This window comes from Paractinoplanes rhizophilus (assembly GCF_042664765.1).
Taxonomy (GTDB): Bacteria; Actinomycetota; Actinomycetes; order Mycobacteriales; family Micromonosporaceae; genus Actinoplanes; species Actinoplanes rhizophilus.
The window spans coordinates 38,920-61,398 of the sequence record NZ_JBHTBJ010000006.1 but is presented as its reverse complement, the minus strand read 5'-3'; the positions used below and the strand labels follow the sequence as shown (position 1 = coordinate 61,398).

Here is a 22,479-nt window from a genome sequence, read left to right as displayed (position 1 = left end):
GGGCCGACGAGGCTCGCCGGCTCGCCGCCGCGGAGGACGTGGGCGCGGAACGGGCGGCGTTCGAGGGCGGCCACGACCAGCGCCACCAGCACGCCGGTCAGCGAGCCGAGCAGGCGCAGGGCGGAGTTGCCGGTCCGACCCGGAAACTTTCCGGCACGTCACCGAAAGCAAACGCCGGTCGGCACGGCTCAAACCCGGGCAGACCACGCACCGGGCATGTTGCGCGCGACCCTCATGATCCAAGGACCGGGTTGCCCCGACCGGCTTAACTATCGTTCAATTCCGAGGTGGGAGACATGCTGGGACGCATCCGGGACGGGCTGATCGGGGCCGGGCAGGTGCTGGACGGGCCGTTCGGCCCGCGGCGCATCACGTACGCGGACTACACCGCGTCCGGGCAGGCTCTCGACTTCATCGAGGACTTCATCCGCGATCACGTGCTCGCCCGGTATGCGAACACGCACACCGAGGCGTCCGCGACCGGCGCGCAGACGATGGCGCTGCGCGAGGAGGCCCGGTCGATCATCCACCGCAGCGTGGGCGCCGGTCCGGAGCACGTGGTCATCTTCTGCGGGTCGGGGGCGACGTCCGCGGTGGCCAAGCTGGTCGGCATTCTCGGCCTCCGCGTCCCGGAGGCCCTGGATGACGCGTACGACCTGAGCACGCGCATCCCGGCCGCGGAGCGTCCGGTGATCTTCGTGGGGCCCTACGAGCACCACTCCAACGAGCTCCCGTGGCGGGAGTCGATCGCCGACGTGGTGGAGATCGAATCCGATCACACCGGACACGTCGATCTGGATGCCTTGGCGCGCGCTCTTTCGGCGTACGCGGAAAGGCCGTTGCGAATTGGAAGTTTCTCCGCGGCGTCGAACGTGACCGGGATCCTGACCGACACCGCCGCCGTTTCGCGGGTGTTGCGGGCACACGGCGCCCTGTCGGTCTGGGATTACGCGGCCGCCGGGCCCTACGTGCCGATCTCGATGGCGGACAAGGACGCGATTTTCGTGTCGCCGCACAAGTTCGCCGGCGGGCCGCAGACGCCGGGTGTGCTGGTGGTCGACCGGCGGTTGCTCACCAATCGCGTGCCGGTGGTGCCGGGCGGCGGCACCGTGGCATATGTCGATCCGACCGGGCACCGCTATCTCACCGATCCGGTGGCACGCGAGGAGGGCGGGACGCCCGCGATCGTCGAGTCGATCCGGGCCGGGCTGGTCTTCTCGGTCAAGGACGCGGTCGGCACCCCACTTATCGCGGCCCGCGAGAAACAATTGTGGGAGCGGGCGCGGGACCGGTGGGGTGCGGTGCCGGAGATCGAGATTCTCGGCGACCTGGTCGCGGAGCGGCTGTCGATCGTGTCGTTCCAGGTACGGGCGGGCGAGAAATATCTGCACCACAACTTCGTGGCAGCCGTTCTCAACGACATGTTCGGGATCCAGGCCCGCAGCGGCTGTTCCTGTGCCGGGCCCTACGGCCATCGCCTGCTGGGCATCGACGAGGCGCATTCCCGCGAGTTCCGCGGCGAGATCGTCGACGGGTGGGAAGGCATCAAGCCCGGATGGTCGCGGCTCAACTTCAACTACTTCATCTCCGACATGGTCGCGGATTATGTGATGTCCGCCGTCGCGCTGATCGCCCGGCACGGCGCTCGCCTGCTCCCCGAATACCGCTTCAACCCCCGCACCGGAATCTGGGCGCACGTGCGGCACGTCGCGCCTTCCGTCCGCCTCGCGGATCTGCGGCTCGGCGCCGACGGCACGGTGTCCGCGCCAACCGTCTCGCCGGTGTCCGTCGGTGAGGACGTGTTGGCGGGTTACCTGACCGAGGCCGAGGCAATCATGAGCTCGCGCCCGGCCCCGCTGGACGGGGTGCGGCTGGACCTGCCGCCCGCGTTCGAAAAGCTGCGCTGGTTCCTGCTTCCGGAGGCCTGCCTCTCGCCCGCCGGCCCCGCCCCGTCAGAATGGCGGCCGTGACCGTGGAGATCAAGGCCCTCGTCGATCCCTCCGGCAGCCCGTCGTGGCGGCGCCTCGCCTGGGTCGCCAGCGGCGGGGACGGGCGCCCGCAGGGCACCGCGTTCCTGCGGATCCCGTCCGACGACGGGGCCGCCGACCTGCAGGTCCACGTCCACCCGGCGGAACGGCGCGCCGGCGTGGGCACCCGGCTGCTGGACGCCGCCCTCGCGGCCACCGCCGGTCCGGTGCTCACCGAGCCGGTCGAGGAGGGCTCCCCCGGCGACCATTTCTGCGCCGCGCGCGGCCTGCGCCTCGTGCTCCGCCTGACCTACACCCGCCTGGCGCTGGACGCCGCCCCCACTCGGCCCGGCGAGCCCGTTCCCGGCTACCGGCTGATCCACTGGGTCGGCGACACACCGCCCGAGCTCGTGGAAACTTTCGTGCGCGCGCACCACGCCATGGACGACATGCCGATGGACGACGCCGCCTACGTCCCGCAGCCCTGGGACGCCGACCACCTCCGGTTCGTCACCAAGGCGGTCGCCGACCGCGGCGAGTTCCTCTGCGTCACCGCCGCCCTCACCACCGAGGGCGAGATCGCGGCCTTCACCGAGCTCGTGGTCGCCGCCGACGGCGGCGGCGACGCGCAGCACTACGGCACCGGCGTGCTGCCCGAGCATCGGGGCCGCGGCCTGGCGCGCTGGATGAAGGCGGAGCAGATCGGCTGGGTGCGCAGTCGCTTCCCGGCCGTGACGGGCCTGCTGGCCGACACCGCCGACAGCAACACCGCCATGCGCCGGGTGAACGAGTCGCTGGGCTATCGGCCCACCCACCGGAGCCTGCTCTACCAGCACACCCCCGCCTGACCACCCGGACTGTCTAGGCCGGCCCCAGATGCGTCCGCTCCCCCTCGTGGTCGAGGATGCACAGGATCTCGGCCGCCCCCGAGGTCACCCCGAAGGCGTGCGGCACCATCGTCGAGAACTCCGCCGCCTCCCCTTCCCGCACCAGGATCGTCCGCTCCGCCAGCCGCAGCACGACGGTGCCGGACAGCACGGTGAACCAGTCCCGCCCCGGATGCACCCGCAACTCGGCCGGCACCGGGCGGGTCACCCGCAACTTCGCGACCGTGGCCGGCGCGCCTTCGCGGGACAGCAACCAGGTCGTGATGCCGCGGGCGTCGTCGCAATGCGGGCGGATCACCACGTCCTCGTCGCGGCCCGACTCCACCAGCTGGTCGAGCGTCGTGCCCAGCGCCCGGGCGATCGGCGCCAGCTGGTCGAGGGCGATCCGCCGGTGCCCGGTCTCGATGCGGCTCAGCGTGGACGGGCTCAGATAGCTGCGGGCGGCCAGCTCGTCCAGCGACCAGCCGCGCGCGACCCGCAGGCCGCGGATGCGTTGCCGGACCAGCGCGTCCAGATCACCGTCTTGCGTCATACGCAAGACTATATGCTCAGTACGCAAGGACGCGGTAGCGTCGACGCCATGGCACACCAGCACATGACCGAGATGCTCGACCTCGACGCCGAGGTCCTCCACGACTTCCACCGCGAAGTGATCTCCTGGGCGGGCGAGCTCGTGCCGGCCACCGGCACGGCCCGCATCGTCGACCTCGGCGCGGGCACCGGCACCGGCACGCTGGCCCTCGCCCGGCAGCTGCCCGCGGCCGAGATCGTCGCGGTCGACGTCGACGAGGAGATGCTCGAGCACCTGCGCCGTCGCGCGGGCGGCGCCGGCAACATCCGTACGATGCAAGCCGACCTCGACGGCGAGTGGCCCGCCCTCGGCCCGGCCGATCTCGTCTGGGCGTCCGCCTCGATGCACCACCTCACCGACCCCGGCCGAGCCCTCCGCCAGATCCACGACCTGCTGCGACCGGGCGGCGCGGTCCTGATCACCGAGCTCGAGTCGTTCCCCCGCTTCCTGCACAACGCGGCTGAGGATCGCGGCCACGCCGAGATGGACCGCATGCGCCACGAGGCCGGCATGCACATGCACGAGGACTGGGGCGCGCTCCTGCGCAAGGCCGGCTTCGAGACCCGCGAGCGCCGTTTCGACATCGAGCTCCGGCCGCCGCTGCCGGCGAGCGCCGCCCGCTACGCCGAGGTGACCCTGCATCGCATGCGCGACCGGCTCGCCGACCGCCTGAGCCCGGCCGACCTGGCCGCGCTCGCGGCTCCGGCCGCCGACGACCTGACCATCCGCACGACGCGTCTGGTGTGGTCGGGCGTCAAGCCTTCGTGACCCCGGTCGCCTAGTCTCGGCGCCATGGCTCTTGATCCAGGTCAGTTCTACGACCACGCGCTCGCCGCCGCCGACCGCGAGCGCCGGCTCCCGCTCGCCCGGATGACCGGCTGGGACATCAGCCCGTTCGAGCCGGACGGGCTGCGGGTCTCCCCGCTGCGCCCGCCGGTCGTGCCCGAGCCCGCGCGGCACGGCGAGGACCCGGCCGACTGCAAGATCTGCCGCGAGCGGGACGAGGGCATCTGGTTCAACGACAGCTGGCGGCTGGCCCGGATCCCCGGGGTGGGCGTGCCGCTGGTGCTCATGTTGTATCCGCGGGACCACCACGACATGGCCGACCTGCCCGACGATCTCGCCGCCGAGATGGGCCTGCTGAGCACCCGCATCGTCCGCCACATGCAGGCCGTGCCGCACATCTCGCGGGCGCACGTCTACCGCATCGGCGACGGCGCCGCGCATCTGCACCTGTGGTTCTTCGCCCGCCCGCAGGGCCAGTCCCAGCTGTACGGCTCGTGGCTGGTCGTCTGGGACGACCTGCTCCCGGAGTACCCGGCGGACATTGCCGACGCGGACGCCGCGGCCGTGGCCGATGCGCTGGTGGCGTCGCACGGCGGCAGCCGCTCACCCGAGGCCTGACCGCCGCGGGCCGGCCATGCCGAGCGCTCGGGCCGGACGGCGCGTCTGGGATGCTGGAGGAGAGCAGGCGGAGGGGTACATGGCGGAATCCAGGAAGCGGGCCGACGCCCGCCGCAACGAGCAGTCGCTGCTCGACGCGGCCGCGGCGGCGTTCGTGTCGGATGGCGTGCAAGTGCCGGTGCGCGACATCGCGGCCAAGGCGGGAGTCGGCGTCGGCACCATCTACCGCCACTTCCCCACCCGCGCCGATCTGATCGTCGCCGTCTACCGGCATCAGGTGGAGGCCTGCGCCGAGGCGGGGCCGAGGCTGCTGCGGGAGAGTCCCGGCCCGTACGCCGCCCTGACGAGCTGGATCGACCTCTTCGCCGATTTCCTGATCACCAAGCACGGGCTCGCCGAGGCCCTGCAGTCCGAGGACGCCGCCTTCCAGAGCCTGCACACCTGGTTCCTCGACCGCCTCGTCCCGGTCTGCGATCAGCTGGTCCGGGCGGCGGACAGCCGACTCGGCGCGTTCGAGCTGATGTACGCGGTCGGCAACCTCTGCATCGGGGCCGGCCGCGACGATCGCTACGACGCGCGGCGGGTGGTCGGCGTGCTCCTCGACGGGCTCAGACCTCGATGTGCGACCCCATGAGGACCGTACGGTCGCGGGGCAGGCCGAAGTGCTCGGCGGCGTCCGCGGTGATGTAGGACGTGGCGATGAACAGCCGCTTGCGCCAGGCGGCCATCGTGCGGCCGTGGCCGCGGCGCAGCTCGATCTTGGAGAGGAAGTAGGAGGCGTTCTCCAGGTCGAGGCGGCCCTCGGTGGTCGCGGGGTCCAGCAGCTTCAGGGCGGCCTGCAGGTCCGGGGTCTCGGCGTAGCCGAAGCGCAGGCGCACGAAGAAGATGCCGTCGTCCTCGTAGCCGAGCGGGTCGACGTCGATCCGGTCCTCGTCGCGCAGCCGGGGCACCGGCACGGTCTCGATCGAGATGATCAGGACGTGCTCGTGCCGCACGTGGTTGTGCTCGACGTTGGCGCGCATCGCCAGCGGCGCGGTCTGGTTGCCGCGGTTGAGGAAGGCCGCGGTGCCGGGGACCGTGACGATCGAGGCCGCGTCGTCGCGCAGCCGGGCGATGAACTCGCTGAGCGAGCCCTCGGCCCGGCGGCGCTGCTCGGTGACGACCGCGCGGCCCGTCTGCCAGGTGGTCATGACGGTGAACGCGGTCAGCGCGATCAGCAGCGGCAGCCAGGCGCCGTGCAGCAGCTTGGTCAGGTTGGCCGCGACGAACAGCAGGTCGATCGCGAGCAGCACGACGGCGCCGGCGATCAGCAGCCACAGCGACGTCTTCCACCGCCGGTGGGCGATGTAGAAGAACAACAGGGTGGTGATGGTGATCGTGCCGGTCACGGTCATCCCATATGCGTACGCGAGCGCGGCCGAGCTGCGGAAGGCGAAGACCAGCGTGAGCACCGAGACCAGCAGCAGCCAGTTGATCCACGGGACGTAGATCTGGCCGATCTCCTGCTCGCTGGTGTAGACGACGCGCAGCCGCGGCAGGTAACCGAGCTGGGCGGCCTGGGAGGTGACCGAGAACGCGCCGGTGATCACCGCCTGGGCGGCGATGACCGTGGCGGCGGTGGCCAGCACCACCAGCGGCAGCCGCAGCCACCCCGGGGCGAGCAGGAAGAACGGGCCCTCGACGTTGGCCCGATCGTCGATGATCAGCGCGCCCTGGCCGAAGTAGCTCAGCACGAGCGCGGGGAAGACCAGCAGCAGCCAGCCGCGCGAGATGGCCCGCCGGCCGAAGTGGCCCATGTCGGCGTAGAGGGCCTCGGCGCCGGTCACCGAGAGCACGACGGCGGCGAGCGCGAAGAACGCGATGGGGAAATGGCCGAGCAGGAAGGTCAGCGCGTACGCCGGGGAGAGGGCCTCGAGGATCGCCGGGTGCTTCGCGACGCCGGCGATGCCGAGCGCCCCGATCGTCACGAACCAGGCGATCATGATCGGCCCGAACACCCGGCCGACCGCCGAGGTGCCGCGCCGCTGCACCAGGAAGAGCGCCACGATGATCACCGCGGTGATCGGGACGACGGCGCCGCCGAACGACGGCTCGACGTGCCTGAGCCCCTCGACCGCGGAGAGCACCGAGATGGCCGGCGTGATCATGCTGTCGCCGAAGAACAGCGCGGCGCCGAAGATGCCGAGCCCGGCCAGCCACAGCGCCACCCTGCGGCCGCGCTTGGCGGCTGCGCGGCGCAGCAGCGTGATCAGGGCCATCACGCCGCCCTCGCCGTCGTTGTCGGCGCGCATGGCGAGCAGGACGTAAGTGACGGTCACGATGAAGGTGACCGACCAGAAGATCAGCGAGAGCACCCCGTAGACGTTCGCGGCGCTGACCGGCACCGGGTGCGGGTCGTCCGGGTTGAAGACGGTCTGCAGGGTGTAGATCGGGCTGGTGCCGATGTCGCCGAAGACGACACCGAGCGCGCCGACCACCGCGGCGAGGCGCACCGTCTCCCTGGCGCCTGTGCGCACGGCGCACCTCCCTCACGTGGGTGACACCCGGACACTACGGCCCGGATGTCCCCACGTTCGGAAGAACCCGCCGGGCGGGTTCGGCGCGGGTCAGCGCGGCATCGCCGCAGGGGTCAGCGCAGCGCCGCCCCCGCGGACAACGGTGCCGGGGCGGCGGATGTGGTGGCGGCCGGGGTGACCGGGGTCACCGTCCAGTCGGGGTGGCCGGGCATCGGCGGCGTCCTGGTGCCGTAGAGCCAGGCGGTCATGAAGGCCTGCAGGTGCTGGCCGGAGACCTTGGAGGCGAGGTTGATGAAGTCCTGCGAGGAGGCGGACTTGCCGCGGTACTTCGTGACCCAGGCCCGCTCGAGCTTCTCGAAGTTCCGCACGCCGATCTTCTGGCGCAGGGCGAACAGGACGAGCGCTCCCCCGTCGTACACGTTGGGGTTGAAGACGTCCCAGATCACGTCCGCCTTGAGCGGGTGCGCCACCGGGCCGTAGCGGGCGCGGTAGATGTCGCCGCGAGCGTAGACCCGCTTGTAGTACTCCTCGAGGGTGGCGGCGCCGCCGTAGTCGGGCAGGGTGCCCTTGTCGTACGAGTAAAGGACCTCGTACCAGGTGGCGTGCCCCTCGTTCTGCCACACATCGCTCCACTCGTACGGCGCGACGCTGTCGCCGAACCAGTGGTGGGCGAGCTCGTGGTTGAGGATCGGGTCGAGAATGACCTGCGGCAGGCTGAAGAACGAGGTGTCGTAGAGCGACAGCCCCTGCGTCTCGAGGGCGAAGCCGAGGTCGCCGTCGATGACCAGCGAGCCGTACTTGTCGAACGGGTATTTGCCGACGTGGCGCTCCATGTAGGCGATTTCGTTGCGCTCATCGGCGGCCTTGGGCAGGATTTCGGCGGCCAGCCGCGGGGGTACGACGTCGCGCACCGGCACGCCGTTGACCGGTCGCCGCCAGTAGACGCCGAAGTCGCCGACGGCCACCTGGATGAGCTCGCTGGCCAGCTGATGCGACTCGCGATACGTCGTGGTCACGTAGCCGCCGTGCCGCGACTTGCGGACCAGGACGCCGTTGGCGATGCCGTTCCAGCCCACCGGCGCGGTCATGCTGATCGTGTACGTGGCCATGTCGCGCGGGTGGTCGTTGCTCGGGAACAGCTGGTGCGACTGGTCGGGCTGCCCGGCCATCACCGTGCCGTCCGGGGTGACCACGAAGCCGGCCGGCGACGAGGCGTTGGGCGCGATCGGGGTGGCCGTGAAGCCGGAGACGGTCACCGTGAACCGCCGGTGCTTGCCGAGCGGCGATCGGGGCGTGATGACCAGCTCGTCGCCGTCGCGGGTGAACCTGGCCGTGCGGCCGTTCACCGCGACCTTGCCGACGCCGTCGCCGCCGAAGTCCAAATTGAAGCGGGACAGCGACTGGGTGGCGACCGCGGTTATCGTCACGTCGCCGCGGATCTGCTGCGCCGGGTCCTTCTTGGGGTAGGCGAGCCGCAGGTCGTAGTTGAGCACGTCGTATCCGCCGTTGCCGAGCAGCGGATACAGCCGGTCGCCGATGCCCGCGGCGCCGGGCGTGGGGTGGTGCCCGCCGGCGTACGCCGGTCCGACCGCGACGGCGGAGCCCGCCAGCCCGAGCAGCACGGCCGATCCGGCCGCCGCCAGGCGGGGTCTGAGATTACTCAAGTAAGCTCTCATGGCCGCCGAGCGTAACAATTGATCCAGATCGCTGAGTACGTCTTTTCGGAGCCACCACCGTGGTCGATCGGCGACCGCCCGGTGGCTAGGGTCTGTGTCGAAGTCGGGGCCGGAGCGAGGCGAGGTCCAGATGTCGTCTGGCCTCGCGCCGCGGGCGCCCGAATACCGGTGTTGTATTCGGGTGTTCGCGGCGTGCGGTCAGGCGGCGGCTGGGCCACGCCGCAGCCCGTCTCCGACTTCGACACAGGCCCTAACGGCTCAGCGCCTCGCCGCGCATCCACCGGAGCAGGGTGGGGTTGCCGGCGGTGGTGATGACGCTGACGGTGCTGCGGCGGTACCGATCGTCGTCCAGCAGGGCCAGCATGCTCGCGGCCAGATCCACCCGCGCGGTGAACAGGCCGTCGGCGTGGCCCTCGACCACGGTGTAACCGGCGGGCGACGGCAGGTGGTGCAGCGCGCTCGGCCGCACGATCGTCCACTCCCGGTCGCTGGCCCGGACCAGAGCTTCCATCCGCCGCATGTCGTCGTACAGCGTCCGGCCGAGCACCCGGGTCAACAACGGCAGCAGCACCCGGTTGAACAGGAAGCCGCCGTCGGAGTAGGTGTGCGGGTCGACTCCGCTGGAGCTGACCACGACGAGACGACGTACCCGATGGTGTCGCATCGCGGCGAGGATGTTGGCCACGCCGCGCGAGTAGGTGTTGATCGGTTTCCGCCCGGCCGGGACCCCGAGCGTCGACAGCACCGCGTCGCTCCCGGCCACGGCGGCGTCGACGGCCGCCGGGGCGAGGACGTCGGCGCCGAGCACCTCGAGGTGGTCGTGGTGCAGGGGAAACGAGTCCGGATGCCGGGTGACCGCGGCGACCCGATGCCCGGCGGCGAGCGCCTGCCCGGTGAGCACGCGGCCGGTGGGACCGTTGGCGCCGAAGATCGTGATGCGCATGGCTTGTCACCTTCCGAGGTGGGGCCGGTCTCGGACTTGGGACGGCACCGCGCGGCCGCCTGTGACATGCCGCGGTGATTTGTCGCGCACCTGACCACGCGGATCGGCCTTCCTCGATATATGGTGTCCCCGGAAGCAGGCCGTCGATGGAGGTAGCGATGCTGCGCAGGCTCGGCGTTGTGCTCGGCGGAACGGTCCTCGCCGTGGCGGGGCTGGTCGCCGCCGGGGTCGGCGGGGCGACCGCGGCCCCCGCGCCCGCACCCACCCTGACCTGCCCGCCGGCGCTGCCGGTGAGCGGCGTGGTGACGGCGTCGACCACGACGAGCCTGACGATCTCGTACACGATGCTGCTGACTCCGCCGTGCGGCTACGATCCGCCCGTCACCGTCAGCCTCTTCACCGCCCTCGCGGACGCCCAGCAGTGGCTGAATCCGGTGGCCGAGGTGGTGTCCGGGCCGGAGCGCAACGGGACGGTCACCATCGGCGGACTGACCCCGGATACCGCGTACTGGTTCCGCTTCAGCGCCGACGGCCAGCACGATCCGTACATGATCGGGTCGGGGCGGACGGCGCCGCTCGCGGCCTGCGCCGCGACCATGGTGGTCGACAGCGCGTGGGGCGACGGCTTCGTCGCCACGGTGACCGTTCGCAACGTGGGAAGCGAGACGCTCGGCGGGTGGCGGGTCTCCTGGCGCTGGGCCGGCGTCGAGCGGATCCTCTCGCTGTGGAACGCGGTGACGCTGGACAGCACGGACGGCGTCGCGGTCGGCAATGCCTCGTACAACGGGACGCTGCCGGTCGGCGCGTCGACGACCTTCGGCATGATGGTCGCCGGAGCGCCGTCGGGGCAGCTCACCCTGACCTGCGGCCGCTGAATTTCAGGATAGGTAGGCGTCGAGCGCGGCCGCGCCGGCGAGCATGGCGCGGCCGCGGGCCGAGAGCCGGGCGTGCCAGTCCCGCAGCGCGGACTCGAGGGGCGCGATGCCGCCGGCCGAACGGACCTGGTCGATCAGCGGCGCGATCTGCTCCAGCAAGTAGCCGCCGCGCCGAAGCTGGCGCACCAGCAACGCGTCGCGCACGTCGGCCGCGCTGTAGACCCGGTATCCGGTCCGCGGATCGCGGCGCGGGGACACCAGGCCGGCCCGTTCCCACTTGCGCAGGGTGGCCGGCCGGACGCCGAGCCTGCGCGCCAGCGGCCCGACAAAGACGTCACCCCGCTGCCCGGCGTCGCTCCGCTGCCCGACGTCGCCCTGCTGTCCGGGCGCGACCCGCCGCCGGGCCGGGGCGTCGCCCCGCTGCGGTGGGCCGGTTACGAGCTCGCGCAGCGAGGCCTCGACGGCGCGGAGGGTTCGCCGGTCGTCGAGGACCTGGGCGTGGCTCTCGTCGATGAGCCGGAGCGCCTCCTCGGTCGCGCCCCGGTTGACCGCCTGCATGATCAGCGTGGCCGTCCGGTGGCCGTGCCCGGGAACGAGGGCGAGGAACGCGCTCAGCGCTCGCGCGTGCCGCGGCGTGTAGGTGCGGTATCCGTACCGCGTCCGGGTGGCCTCCGGGAGGATCCCGGCCGCCTCGTAGTTCCGGACCGCCTGCGTGGAGAGGCCGTGCGCCCGCGCCAGGTCGACCGGCCTTTGAAAGTTTTCCGGCATGGTCCTCCCCGGAGCCGCGGAAAGTTTCAACCCTCAGTTCAACGATACTGTTCAGGGGTATGACCTTTGCCATCGAAGACGTCATGACGGCCCGGCCGCGGGTGCTCGCGCTCGGCGAGCCCACCCACGGCGAGGACGTCCTGCTCGAGGTGCGCAACGAGCTGTTCCGGCGGCTCGTGGAGCGCGACGGTTTCCGGACCATCGCGATCGAGAGCGACTGCCTGATGGGGCTGGTCGCGGACGACTACGTCACTGCCGGGAAAGTTTCGCTCGACGAGGCGATGGAGCGCGGCTTCAGCCACGAGTTCGGCCGGTCGGCGGCCAACCGGGAGCTGCTGCGCTGGCTGCGCGCGTACAACGACGGCCGGCCCGCGGCCGAGCAGGTGCATTTCGCCGGGTTCGACGGCCCGCTGGAGATCAGCCACGCCGCCAGCCCCCGGCAGGCCCTCACCGAACTGCACGCCTACCTCGCCGCCCGGGTCGACGCCACGCTTCTCCCCTGCACCGCCGAGACCCTCGACCGCCTGCTCGGCGCCGACGACCGCTGGGCCAACCCGGCCACGATGATGGATCCGTCCCAGTCGATCGGGCGGACGCCGGAGGCCCGGGACCTACGTCTGCTCGCCGACGACCTCGCGGCCCTGCTCGATTCGCAGGCGCCCGATCTGCGGGACGACGACCGGGCACGCCTGCACGCCCGCACCGCCACCGGTCTGCTGCGCTACCACTACTGGCTGGCCGACACCTCGCCCGGCCGACTGCCGTGGCTGCTCAGTGTGCGGGCCTCGGTGATGGCCGCCAACCTTCTCGCGCTCGCCGGGACCGGACCGGTGATGGCCTTCGCCCACAACAGCCATCTCCAGCGGGTCCGGAGCTCGATGCGGCTCGGCGACATCCCGCTGCAGTGGTGGAGCGCCGGCGCCATCGTCGAGGCGCAGCTCGGCGCGGGCTATGCCTACCTGGCCATGGCGCTCGGCACGATCCACCACCGCGGCGTCGGCACCCCGCCCCCGGACACCATCGAGGGCCTGCTGTACGCCCGCCCGGACGACCGGTTCCTCGTCGATCCCGGCACGCTGGGCCGGCCGGTGCCGCGGGTGTCGCCCTGGTTCGGCTATGCCCCGCTTGATCCGGCCCACCTGCCGAGCATCGACGGAATCGTCTTCGTCAAGGACTCCGGCGGCGCGTAGCGCTCCTTCGTGCCGCCGGAGGACAGTGGACCTTCTTGTCGGCGGCGGTGGGCCCGTACGACTCGAGCAGCACCGGGGCGCCGAGCAGCTCTCCGATCGCGGCCGGCCAGTCGTCCGGCCGGGTGAGCGCGCCCGGCCGGGCCCGGAAGAGCCACCGGGTCAGCGCGGCCTGATGGTCGAGATCGCGAAAGTTACCCGGGACGATCCGGGTCCAGCCGTTGTCGTAGGAGGTGCAGACGCGCAACTGCGGGCAGCGCGGCGGGGCGTCGAGGTGGGTGACGGCCAGCCCGTCGACGCCGCCGGCCACCTCGACGGCGTAACGGTGTGCCACCGCGTCGAAATGCCCGGCCCGGAAAACGCCCTGCCACTCCCCCGTTCGGTTGTGCGGCTCGGGCAGGCGCAGCGCCGGATCCTCCGTCACGAAGGGGCCCGCGCCGTGCCGGGTGGTGTAGGTGCGCACGACCCCGAGCCGCCGGAGCGACGGGCACAGCGAGAGCGCGTTGTCGAAGGTGGTGGTCGACCATGTCGTGTGCGGATGCCAGCCGCGCCATTCGTCGAGCAGCACCCCCTGGGCGCCCTCGAAGACGCACGGGCCCTCGCGCAGCAACCGGCCGGTGTACGACTCGTCGACGATGCGCACCGTCCGTCCGAAGGCGACGAAAGTTTCCAGGACATCGTCGACAACGAAACCCGGGCCGTAGTGGTCGGCCAGCGCCGAGAGGCGGCGGCGCAGGCGCGCCGGTGACTTGACGTCCGCCACGCGCGGCGCGTCGGCGTGCGTGAGCGCGTACGCCATCGTCTCGCCCACGCCCATGCCGCACGAACCGTGACGTTCCGCGGTCTCCCGGCGCCGGTTGGCCGCGCGATGCCACGGAGTGGCGAGCAGGGCGTCACCCTCCACCGTGAGCAACTCGTAGGGGTCACCGAGCGCGACCGCCTCGGCCGCCAGCGCCAGCGGGTCGACCACCACGAACCGGGTGAGGTGGGTGGGCACGCCCCGCAGCGTGCCCGACCCGAACTGGGCGAACGTGTGGTGCCGGCCCGAGGGCAGGACCACGTTGTGTGCCGCCTGCGCGCCGCCGTTGAAGCGCAGCACCGCCCGCACCGGCGAGGTCGCGCAGAGCGCGTCGACCACCGTCCCCTTGCCGGCGTCGCCGTAGCCGAGGTCGACGACCGCGACGTGCTCGTTCAAAGCCGCTCGTTGCCCGACGCCGCGTCGCTGACCGCGAGCGGCCCGCGCGTCACCGCGCCCCGGCCCGCTTCGTCCCGGGCCGCCACCTCGCGGTGCAGCGGGGCCAGGGCCTTGCCGACCGTGCCGTGGTGCGACGAGCCGGCCTCCACCAGATCCGCCAGCCCTGCGTCCAGGTCGATGGCGTCCTCGCCGATACCCACCGTGAGCGCGATCGTCTCGCACACCGCGTCCAGGTCGTCGAGCTCCAGCACGTTCTGTCCCAGCAGGTCACGCCAGCGCGTGAGGATCTCGTGGTCGCCACCCCAGCCGGCCGCGGCCGGCATCAGGTAGTAGACGTCGAAGACGCGCCGCAGTTCGGCGAGAATCTGCTCGGTCGCGATCGCCTCGGACAGCGAATCGCCGATGAACCGACCGACGGCGGAGGGCGAAACCCTGGGGTACGGCATTTCGTCCCCGATCAGAAACAGATAGCCCCGCCGGCCGCGCTTGAGTACCGAGTCGAGCGACGTGTGCCGCGTCATGAAGTACATGGCCAGCTCGTACGACTCCCTCTTCTGCCCGCCGCCGCCACCCTCCAGCACGATCCGGGCGAGGTCCTCGTCCATCCGGTTGTCCGACTCGAACTGCCCGATCTGCAGCGGCACCCGATCGCAGGTCGCGTCCCCGACGGCGCCGAAGAGAAGGTGCGGATCGGTGGCGTATCCCTTGCGGGTGAGCAACCCGAGCAGCTGCGGCAATTTCGTCTGCAGCACCCGCGGCACCCCGCCCATCGAGCCGGTGACGTCGAAGAGCACCGCGATCGGCGTGCTGAACGGGTGCTCGTCGCTGTCGCGGCTCTCCCGCACGGTCACGCCGCGGGGGTCGAGCGCCGGGTGCACGGTGCGCGCCCCGCTGTCGCTGTAGTCGAAGGCGCTCTTTCCATGCGCCGCGCGATAATTCGCGGCGGCGGTGTAGACGTCGGTCGACCAGAGTCCGCTTCCCATGGTGTCCTCCCCGAGGGCCGAAACTTAAACGGTGAAGGGCCGAAACTTTCTCGGCCCGAGAAGCTCGTCGAGCTCGCCCAGCAGGCGCCAGGCGTCCTGCGGCCGCATCCGCGGCGCGTCGTAGCGACAGCCGTCGGCGAACTTTCGCAGCCGCGACGGCATGCCGTCGCCGATGAGCCGGGCCATCAGCCCGGTGGCCATGTAGATGTCCGTGGCCGGCGAGGCCGTCTTCAGATGCAAGACCTCTTCCGGGTACGCATCGCGGCGCGCCCGCACGATCGCGTGACCTTGCGGCCGGAGTAACACCAGTCCACCAGCGCCACCCCGTGCGCGGCCGGATGGATCAGCACGTGCTCCTCGAGCACCGCGCCGTGCACGACGCCGGCCCGATGCGCCCACCCGAGCCCGACCAGCAGCCGCCGCCACATCCACGCCGCGTCCCGCCAGTCGAGCGGCTTTCGCAGCCGGCTCAGCGGAACGAAGCCGTCAAGTTTCTCGATGACGTTGACTCGGCGGCGTTTCCGGTCGGCGCTCTCGTGGACATAGCTGCGGACCAGCCGCGGCGCGTACGGCCGAAATTTCGGATCGCCCCGGTCCCACAACCTTTCCAGGGCCGCCGCCTCGTTTTCCATCAGGTCGTTGTCGGCCGGGCTGCGCGGCACCTTGAGCAAGCCTTCCGCGGTGACGCTCAGGTCGGCGATGTCCCCCGACGCGAACCCGCGCGCCGCATAGAGCCGGGAAAGCTTCGCGAAAGCTCTCGTCGCGGTCGCGCTTTCCGCCGCGCCGACGGCATCCGGGTGGACCAGCTTCGCCCATTTCCGGTACGCCTCCGCGAGCGCCCGCCCGTCCGCCAGCTCCGCGAAGCTCGACGCCCGGTCGATGCGCGCCGCGGCCTCCGCGAACCTCATCGCATGCCCTCCTTCCGCCTCCTGTGCGACAGCCGGGTCTCCCGCGCGAGCCTCATCGCGGGCCTTTCCCGCGTCGGCCGCAACAACGCCGGCTGCAGCGCCCGGGTGTGGCGCGGCAACCTCATCGCACGCCCTCCTCCCGCGTCGGCCGCAACAGGGCCGGGTGCAGCAGGCGGGCGTCTCCCGCGCGGTAGAGCTTGGCCCGCGGGCCACCCCTCTCCCCGCCGCGCGCCGTCGTCTCGCCGGTGCTCTCCACGAAGCCGGGCACCGACAGCACTTTGCGGTGAAAGTTTCCGGCGTGCAGCTCCTCGCCCCAGACCGCCGCGTAGATCTGGCGCAGCTCGGAGATGGTGAACTCGGTGCCCGCGAACGCCGTCGCCAGCGGCGTGTACTCCAATTTGGCCCGGGCCCGCTCCAGCCCGTCGGCCAGGATCGCGTCGTGGTCGAAGGCCAGGTCGCGCGCCTCGTCGACCGGCACCCAGGAGGCCGCCGCGGCGTCGGAACCGGCCCGCGGATCGGGCAGGCTGGGCGCGAACGCCAGGTAGGCCACCGTGAACACCCGCATGCGCGGGTCACGGTGCGGGTCGCCGTACGATCGCAATTGCTCCAAATGCACCCGCGTGAGCTCGCCCTCGCCGGGCCGGAGGCCCGTCTCCTCACCCAGCTCGCGCATCGCCGCCTGATCGAGCGTCTCCTCCTTGCGCACGAAGCCACCCGGCAGCGCCCGGCGACCGGCGAGAGGCTGCTCGCCGCGCTCGACCAGCAGCACGCAGAGGCGCCCGTCGCGGATGGTCAGGGCCACCACGTCGACCGTGACCGCGACGGCCGGATAGGCCCGCGGGTCATATGCCGCCAGGAACTCGGACTCGCTCTGCATCGCTCGTTGTCCTCAGATTGAGATTGTCTCGATATGAGAACAACGTAGCGCCTTCGATTGCTCGAGGTCAAGCCTTTTCGCGGTTCGCCCGCCTCAGACGTTCGCGACCAGGGTTGTCACCAGGCGATCGACGTCGGCCTGGGTGACGTGCAGGTGCGGCGCTATCCGGATCGCGTCGCCGCGGCGGGCCACGAAACAGTTCGCCTGCTTGAGCGCGGCGGCGACCCGATCGGTCGCGCCGGCCGGGACGCGCACCCCGAGCAGATGCGGGCCACGCGGCTCGGTCGCCGTGACGCCCTCGAGCCGGCCGACAATTTCCGCCGTGACTCGGGCCAGGGTCGCGGCGATGCGCGGCGGCCCCCACTCGAGGATCTGCTCGAGTGCCGCGATCGCCATCGGGGTCAGCTCGAACAGCGTCCGGGCGCCCTGGTCGAACCGGCGCGCGCCCGGCAGATACTCGTCGCGGTAGTCCACCAGCCCCGCGAAATTTTCCGACCCGGCCCGCAAAATCCAGTTCTCCTCCAGCGGCCGGCCCTCGCGGTGCTCCTCGGCCACCCACAGGTAGCCGCGCCCGAACGGCCCGAGCAGCCACTTGTATCCCACCGAAATCACGAAATCGGGCCGCAGCACGCCAACATCCAGCGGCATCGCCCCGAGCGACTGGCTGGCGTCGATCACCAGCCGGGCGCCGGCCGCCCGGGCACGTTCGGCGACCCGGTCGAGCTCGACCAGCCCGCCGTCGGTCCAGTGCACGTTGGGCACCGACACGATCCGGACCCGCTCGTCGATCGCCGCCAGCACCGCCTCGGTCCAGGTCTGCCCCGGCGCCCGCGTCACCGTCCGCACACTCGCGCCCGCCCGCTCGGCCGCGCCGCGCCAGGTGTAGACGCCCGACGGGTACTCCTCGGCCAGCACGAGAACCTGCTCCCCCGCCCGCAGCGGAAGGTTGGCCGCCGCGACCGCGAACCCATAGCTGGTCGCGGGCACCAGCGCCATCCCCTCGGCATCCCCGCCGACCAGGCGCCCGGCCAGCCCGCGCAGCCGCTCCACATCGGCGAACCAGTCGGCCTCGCCGATCTCCCACGGCCGAGCCCGCCGGCGCAGCGCGGACTCACCGGCCGCGCGCACCGACCGCAACACCGGCGAAAGACTGGCCGCGTTGAAGTAGGCGACGTCATCCGGCACGTCGAACAGATCCCGCTGCGAACTCAGCTCATCGACCACACCAGATCTTAACTCCGCGGCGGGCCACCGATCGTGCATATGTGTCGTGCATGCGCACGGACTACCATGGGTATCGCCATTCGCCGAGTTCCAAGATAATGTGCAAATTGCAGCGCGGCGCGTTGATCTTCCAAGGCCTCGCATTGCGCGGGGTGGCAACCTGCTACGTGGCTCTGCGCCAGAACGCTTATTCGCAATTTTTCATTCATCTTTGGTGGTACGCCAGGGGATGCATTCGTGTCGCACACTCTTGTTGAAAACAAGAGAGAGTCGGTACCCGCCCAGCCGACTTGATGACGCGCCTCGTCGGCAACGACCGGGGCGCCGAGCAGAAGGGGCCAGACCATGAGGGTCGACGAGTGCGCATCCGGCCGGTCGTTCACGCCTCATCGGGGCCTGGCTTGGGCGGCAAGCTCGGCCGTCGTTCTCACCGTCGCCGTGGTGGCCGCCGGCGTGGGCATGGTCGCCCTCGTCGGACTGCGGGGCGATGCCGGCACGTGGACGCGATGGAGCGACGTGGGGCAGGCGTTCGGGGTCGTCAACTCCGTCGTCGCCGCGCTCACCGTGGCGGCGCTCGTCATCACCTCGGCGGCGCATTCCCGCAGCCAGCGCGACCAGCAAACGGAGATCTCGGTGCGGCAGCTCCACGTCACCCTGACCCGGATGGCGATCGACAATCCGCATCTGGCCGAGGTCTGGCCCCGGACCACGCCGGAAGATTCCGTGACCCAGTCCCAGCACATGTACGCCAACCTGCTGCTTCAGCACGCCTGGTTGCAGTACACAACTGGCGTCGCGACTAGCGAGGAGCTGGTCAGCAACCTGCGTTTCCTGTTCGCCAGCCCGAAAGTCCGCGCTTTCTGGGGCAAGACCGCGGGCAGCCGCCAAAGCATCTATGTGCCGGGCACCGATGAAGCGGGCCTGGCCGCAATCGCGGACGAGATCTGGCGGGAATACGAAGCGGTGCTCGCCTGCGCCGGCGAGAACGAATCGATTACCTTGGCAGATCCGTCGCGGCCGCGAGGAAAGTCTCTCGGGTGATCACGACGATCTTTTCGTACGGAGCCACGCCCGCGTCCGGCGGAAGATTTCCGGTCAGCTCGGCGGTCCGGTCGGTCCCGACGATCGCGAAATTTCCGTCCTGCAACTCGAAGACATCCGGGCAGGTGCAGTTGGTCGCGCTTCCGCGAGCCGCGGGAGGGAGCCCGACCCTTCTGGCGATCGACGACGCGGGCAGGGCACCACTCGGGTCAGGCCTAGACACGGACGCAAGTTGTACTCCGCTCACGGTTGCCGTTGGGGGATAACACGCCGAGGTCATTCGGACGGGTGTCCCCCGACAGTGCCGACTCGCCGCGTCCCGGTCGGGTCGCACCCCGCGCTCCTGGCTGTTTCTCGACCTGCCCGTGCGTCGCTCGACCGACTGACGGTGCCGGGTTTACGGCCCCTCGCCTCGATGCCCGGCGGCAGGATCCGGGGTCGGGACTCGGAATGGCCGAGGCTCGCCCGGAGGGAGATCTCGTCATCGCCATCGCGCCCCTGCGCCGTAGCCTCGCCGCGGTGCTCGTGTCCGCCTGCGCCTTCGCCGCCGTCGGCGGCACCGCCGCCGAGGCCCTCGCCGCGACACCGGACATGCCGAGCTCGCCGAGCGGTACGGCCCGCCTGACGGCCGCGCAGCGGACCGTGCTGCTGGACGCGACGCGTCGCTTCCGGGATGTCCGCCGGGCGATCAGGGCCGGCTACCTGCCCACCAAGGATTGCGTGCCCGGGATGGGCTTTCACTACGTGAAGCCGGCGCTGGCCGCGGACAACAACATCGACCCGGTCCTGCCCGAGATCCTGGTCTACAACCTCGATGCCCATGGGAAGCTGCGGCTTTCCGCGCTCGAGTACTTCCGCGCCGACGCCGACCAGCGGCTCCGGACCGACCAGGACCGGCCGACGCTGTTCGGCCGGCCCTTCAACGGGCCGATGAACGGGCACCCGGTGCCGCCCGGCCAGCCGCCCATGCCCGTCCATTACGACCTGCACGTGTGGCTCTACCAGCACAACCCGAGCGGCGAGCTCGCCACCACGAACCCCCAGGTCGCCTGCCGCTAGGCAAACGCGCGCGCGGTGGCCTCCAGCTTCTCCCGGTAGGCCGCCCACCACGCCTCGTCGCCCTCGGCCATGTTGTCACCGGGCCGCCGCCAGCCGACCCGGCCGTCGAGCAGCTCGCGGACGATGTCGGCGTGGCCCACGTGCCGGTTCAGCTCGGCCAGCACGTGCACCATGATCAGGTGCAGCGTCACCGGCGTGTCGCCCCACCAGCGCACCGAGCCCGGCGCGTCGATCGCCAGCGCCTCGATCGTCGCGTCCGCGTGCGCCCACGCCCGGTGCCACGTCCCGACGATGTCTTCGCGCGACTCCTCGGCCGTGGCCCACATGTCCGCGTTCGGCTCGTCATCCTCCCGCAGGCCGGCGAGGAACTCGGGAAAGGGCCGATCGAACACCTCGCCGAAATACCCGGCGGCCATCGCGGACATGTGCTTGACCAGCCCGAGCAGATTCGTCCCGGTCGGCACCAGCGGCCGTCGCACGTCGTGCTCCGGGAGCTCGTCAAGCTTGCCGAGCAGCGCCTCGCGCGCCTCCCGCAGGTACTCATGGAGATTGGCCTTGGCGTCCAGCTCACTCATGGCGCCCAGGATCTCACGGCGGCGGCGTACGTCCAGGCAGCACGCAGCCGACGGGCGGCACCGGCGCCACGGTATCTTGAGGGTGGTATCCGATGGCGATTCAGGAGGTGTCATGACCGTCGAGATGGTCACGCCGGCCTGGATGCATGAGCAGGTCACGGCCGACCAGTACGCGACGTGGACCGAAGAGCAGTGTGTCGGCATCGAGATCGTCGATGGGATGGTCGTCGTGAGTCCGAGTGCCTCCAAGCGGCACAATCGCCTGGCGAGGCTTCTGGCGAATGCGTTGGATGCGGCCGCGGGGCCGGAATGGAATGCCGACACCGATTTCGACGTCCGGCTCACTGATGTGCCGCTGAACAACCGTCGGCCCGACGTGACGGTCTACCGGGCGGAGACCATCGACGTCAGCCCGACACGACCCGAGCATGTGCTTCTTGTGGCCGAGGTGGTCTCGCCGGGGTCGGAGACGACCGACCGGATCGTCAAGGCCGACCAGTACGCGAAGGCCGGCATCCCGTTCTATTGGCGTGTCGAGCAGGCCCCGACCGGTGCGCCTCTGGTCTACACGTACCTTCTCGATCCGGCGACGGGACGCTACCGCAATGGCGAGATCTTCACCGGCGTCGTGACGACGACCGCGCCGTTCGTCGTCGAGGTTGACCTCGGCCAGGTCTGATCGGAGCCGGGACCGGCCGGCCTCACCCTCATCCCATGTCCGGCACGGCCCTCATCGGGACGGATGCCTTTCGCGATCCGGCGAGAAGGATCGTAGACAGCATTGCGGCGGCCGTGAGCAGGAACGCGGCCGGGTAGCCGACGGCCGGGATCAGCGCGCCGACGCCGAGCGCCCCGGCCGCCATGCCCAAGTCGTAGGCTGCGTTCCAGACGGCGCTGACGGCGCTGTACGAGGAGCGCGGCACCCGGGCGTACATCATGGTGAGCGTGACGTTCTGCAGGATGCCGAAACCGGCGCCGAAAGTTGCCGCGCCGAGCAGGACCAGCGCGGCGGAGCCGGTGCCGGCGAACGCCGCCATGCCGCCGGCCGACAGCAGGATGCCGGGCAGCAGCAGGGCGGACTGACCGATGCGGTCGCCCACTCGGCCGGCGATCCAGCGGGCCGCGGTGGTGACAGCCGGCTGGACGAACAGGGCGATCGGGGCGATGGTCGCGCCGATGGCCAGCGGAGCGAAGGTGACCAGGACGCCGGCGGCGGCGGTGCCGGCCGCGAAGATCAGCGGGAGCCGCCAGCCGACGGACCCCGCCCGGCCGGTGTCCGAGACGTCGGCGGACGGCAGGTGCCGCAAGCCGGCGAGCGCGAACAGCGGCGCGACGGCGGTGACGACGAAGACCGGGGCGTATCCGTAGCGGTGCGCGGCCCACAGGCCCAGCGGCAGGGCGACCAGGCCGCCGGCGCCGCTGACCACACCGACGAGGGCCACGCCCTCGCCCCGGCGCCGCGCGGGGACGGCCAAGGCGGTCAGCGCGCTTCCGGCGACCGTCGCGATGGCAAAACCGGTTCCGCGTACGGCGTTCGCCGCGACCAGCACCGGCGTGGCGTCGCTGGCCAGGAACAGCAGCGCGGGCAGGCCGAGCAGCAGCAGTCCGGCGGCCAGGCTGCGCCGGTAGCCGAGGCGGGCCACGATGCGCGGGGTGGCCAGCTCGAACAGCACGCCGGCGACCAGGAACGACCCGGTGCTCAGCCCGGCGGCCCGGGCCGAGCCCGCCACCAGCGGAACGACGGCGAGCGGCAGGTAGAAAGCGATCGAGGCGCCGGCAATGGGGGCGAGGGCGGCAGTGGTCTTCATGCCTCGAACGCTAGA

At 71.2% G+C, this 22,479-nt stretch carries 23 protein-coding genes; 10 read left to right on the top strand and 13 right to left on the bottom strand.

Annotated features, from left to right (window positions below; all coding sequences use genetic code 11):
• Positions 1-296: 296 nt before the first annotated feature.
• Both ACFQS1_RS10960 and ACFQS1_RS10955 read left to right on the top strand, forming a co-directional pair.
• Positions 297-1,970 (top strand): aminotransferase class V-fold PLP-dependent enzyme, encoded by a 1,674-nt coding sequence (locus ACFQS1_RS10960; RefSeq protein ID WP_378966539.1) that lies wholly within the window; start codon positions 297-299, stop codon positions 1,968-1,970.
• Positions 1,967-2,815, top strand: a complete 849-nt coding sequence (locus ACFQS1_RS10955; RefSeq protein WP_378966537.1) for a GNAT family N-acetyltransferase — start codon at positions 1,967-1,969, stop codon at positions 2,813-2,815. Before ACFQS1_RS10960 ends, ACFQS1_RS10955 begins: the two co-directional genes overlap by 4 nt.
• 13 nt (positions 2,816-2,828) lie before the next feature.
• Here the strand turns inward: ACFQS1_RS10955 and ACFQS1_RS10950 are convergent, their stop codons facing one another.
• A complete protein-coding gene (locus ACFQS1_RS10950) occupies positions 2,829-3,386 on the bottom strand; it encodes a helix-turn-helix domain-containing protein (RefSeq protein WP_378966535.1) in 558 nt (185 codons plus the stop codon).
• Positions 3,387-3,434: 48 nt separating this feature from the next.
• Between ACFQS1_RS10950 and ACFQS1_RS10945 the strand changes: the two genes are divergently transcribed.
• The 3 genes from ACFQS1_RS10945 to ACFQS1_RS10935 all read left to right on the top strand — a co-directional run bounded on the left by ACFQS1_RS10945 (position 3,435) and on the right by ACFQS1_RS10935 (position 5,463).
• Complete coding sequence (locus ACFQS1_RS10945) at positions 3,435-4,193, top strand: class I SAM-dependent methyltransferase (protein ID WP_378966533.1); 759 nt, start codon at positions 3,435-3,437, stop codon at positions 4,191-4,193.
• A gap of 24 nt (positions 4,194-4,217) precedes the next feature.
• On the top strand, positions 4,218-4,829 hold the full coding sequence (locus tag ACFQS1_RS10940) for a hypothetical protein (RefSeq protein ID WP_378966530.1): 612 nt from the start codon (positions 4,218-4,220) through the stop codon (positions 4,827-4,829).
• A 79-nt stretch (positions 4,830-4,908) separates the two neighbouring features.
• On the top strand, positions 4,909-5,463 hold the full coding sequence (locus ACFQS1_RS10935; protein ID WP_378966528.1) for a TetR/AcrR family transcriptional regulator: 555 nt from the start codon (positions 4,909-4,911) through the stop codon (positions 5,461-5,463).
• Here the strand turns inward: ACFQS1_RS10935 and ACFQS1_RS10930 are convergent.
• From ACFQS1_RS10930 to ACFQS1_RS10920, 3 genes are all read right to left on the bottom strand, one after another.
• Positions 5,438-7,345 (bottom strand): potassium transporter Kup, encoded by a 1,908-nt coding sequence (locus ACFQS1_RS10930; RefSeq protein WP_378966526.1) that lies wholly within the window; start codon positions 7,343-7,345, stop codon positions 5,438-5,440. The genes ACFQS1_RS10935 and ACFQS1_RS10930 overlap by 26 nt on opposite strands.
• A gap of 113 nt (positions 7,346-7,458) precedes the next feature.
• On the bottom strand, positions 7,459-9,009 hold the full coding sequence (locus ACFQS1_RS10925; protein WP_378966524.1) for a M1 family metallopeptidase: 1,551 nt from the start codon (positions 9,007-9,009) through the stop codon (positions 7,459-7,461).
• Positions 9,010-9,271: 262 nt separating this feature from the next.
• Complete coding sequence (locus tag ACFQS1_RS10920) at positions 9,272-9,964, bottom strand: NAD(P)-dependent oxidoreductase (RefSeq protein ID WP_378966522.1); 693 nt, start codon at positions 9,962-9,964, stop codon at positions 9,272-9,274.
• 158 nt (positions 9,965-10,122) lie between these two features.
• Between ACFQS1_RS10920 and ACFQS1_RS10915 the strand changes: the two genes are divergently transcribed.
• On the top strand, positions 10,123-10,839 hold the full coding sequence (locus ACFQS1_RS10915) for a cellulose binding domain-containing protein (protein WP_378966520.1): 717 nt from the start codon (positions 10,123-10,125) through the stop codon (positions 10,837-10,839).
• 3 nt (positions 10,840-10,842) lie between these two features.
• On the opposite strand, the gene ACFQS1_RS10910 is transcribed toward ACFQS1_RS10915, so the two are convergent.
• A complete protein-coding gene (locus ACFQS1_RS10910; RefSeq protein ID WP_378966518.1) occupies positions 10,843-11,607 on the bottom strand; it encodes a TioE family transcriptional regulator in 765 nt (254 codons plus the stop codon).
• Between the two features lie 59 nt (positions 11,608-11,666).
• On the opposite strand from ACFQS1_RS10910, the gene ACFQS1_RS10905 reads away from it, so the two are divergent.
• Positions 11,667-12,797: an erythromycin esterase family protein gene (locus ACFQS1_RS10905; protein WP_378966516.1), complete on the top strand. Its 1,131-nt coding sequence runs from the start codon at positions 11,667-11,669 to the stop codon at positions 12,795-12,797.
• Here ACFQS1_RS10905 and ACFQS1_RS10900 read toward each other — a convergent pair.
• From ACFQS1_RS10900 to ACFQS1_RS10875, 6 genes are all read right to left on the bottom strand, one after another.
• Positions 12,775-13,989: an adenylosuccinate synthetase gene (locus ACFQS1_RS10900; RefSeq protein WP_378966513.1), complete on the bottom strand. Its 1,215-nt coding sequence runs from the start codon at positions 13,987-13,989 to the stop codon at positions 12,775-12,777. The genes ACFQS1_RS10905 and ACFQS1_RS10900 overlap by 23 nt on opposite strands.
• Positions 13,986-14,972 carry a hypothetical protein gene (locus ACFQS1_RS10895; RefSeq protein WP_378966511.1) on the bottom strand — a complete coding sequence of 329 codons (987 nt, stop codon included), beginning with the start codon at positions 14,970-14,972 and terminating at the stop codon, positions 13,986-13,988. The genes ACFQS1_RS10900 and ACFQS1_RS10895 overlap by 4 nt, the downstream gene beginning before the upstream one ends.
• Before the next feature lie 24 nt (positions 14,973-14,996).
• On the bottom strand, positions 14,997-15,212 hold the full coding sequence (locus ACFQS1_RS10890; protein WP_378966508.1) for a hypothetical protein: 216 nt from the start codon (positions 15,210-15,212) through the stop codon (positions 14,997-14,999).
• Positions 15,203-15,880 carry a hypothetical protein gene (locus ACFQS1_RS10885; protein WP_378966506.1) on the bottom strand — a complete coding sequence of 226 codons (678 nt, stop codon included), beginning with the start codon at positions 15,878-15,880 and terminating at the stop codon, positions 15,203-15,205. The genes ACFQS1_RS10890 and ACFQS1_RS10885 overlap by 10 nt, the downstream gene beginning before the upstream one ends.
• A 121-nt stretch (positions 15,881-16,001) precedes the next feature.
• Positions 16,002-16,757, bottom strand: a complete 756-nt coding sequence (locus tag ACFQS1_RS10880) for an NUDIX hydrolase (protein ID WP_378966504.1) — start codon at positions 16,755-16,757, stop codon at positions 16,002-16,004.
• Positions 16,758-16,850: 93 nt separating this feature from the next.
• A complete protein-coding gene (locus ACFQS1_RS10875) occupies positions 16,851-17,981 on the bottom strand; it encodes an aminotransferase class V-fold PLP-dependent enzyme (RefSeq protein WP_378966502.1) in 1,131 nt (376 codons plus the stop codon).
• A gap of 345 nt (positions 17,982-18,326) precedes the next feature.
• On the opposite strand from ACFQS1_RS10875, the gene ACFQS1_RS10870 reads away from it, so the two are divergent.
• Positions 18,327-19,022: a DUF6082 family protein gene (locus ACFQS1_RS10870; RefSeq protein WP_378966499.1), complete on the top strand. Its 696-nt coding sequence runs from the start codon at positions 18,327-18,329 to the stop codon at positions 19,020-19,022.
• Positions 19,023-19,472: 450 nt separating this feature from the next.
• Complete coding sequence (locus ACFQS1_RS10865; protein ID WP_378966497.1) at positions 19,473-20,081, top strand: hypothetical protein; 609 nt, start codon at positions 19,473-19,475, stop codon at positions 20,079-20,081.
• Here the strand turns inward: ACFQS1_RS10865 and ACFQS1_RS10860 are convergent.
• Positions 20,078-20,656, bottom strand: a complete 579-nt coding sequence (locus ACFQS1_RS10860) for a DinB family protein (RefSeq protein WP_378966495.1) — start codon at positions 20,654-20,656, stop codon at positions 20,078-20,080. The two genes, ACFQS1_RS10865 and ACFQS1_RS10860, sit on opposite strands and share 4 nt — an antisense overlap.
• Positions 20,657-20,768: 112 nt before the next feature.
• On the opposite strand from ACFQS1_RS10860, the gene ACFQS1_RS10855 reads away from it, so the two are divergent.
• Entirely contained in the window at positions 20,769-21,335 is a 567-nt protein-coding gene (locus ACFQS1_RS10855) for a Uma2 family endonuclease (protein WP_378966492.1), read from the top strand.
• A 28-nt stretch (positions 21,336-21,363) separates the two neighbouring features.
• On the opposite strand, the gene ACFQS1_RS10850 is transcribed toward ACFQS1_RS10855, so the two are convergent.
• The gene (locus ACFQS1_RS10850; RefSeq protein WP_378966490.1) at positions 21,364-22,464 is read right to left on the bottom strand and encodes an MFS transporter; all 1,101 of its coding nucleotides are present in this window, start codon (positions 22,462-22,464) and stop codon (positions 21,364-21,366) included.
• Positions 22,465-22,479: the final 15 nt, after the last annotated feature.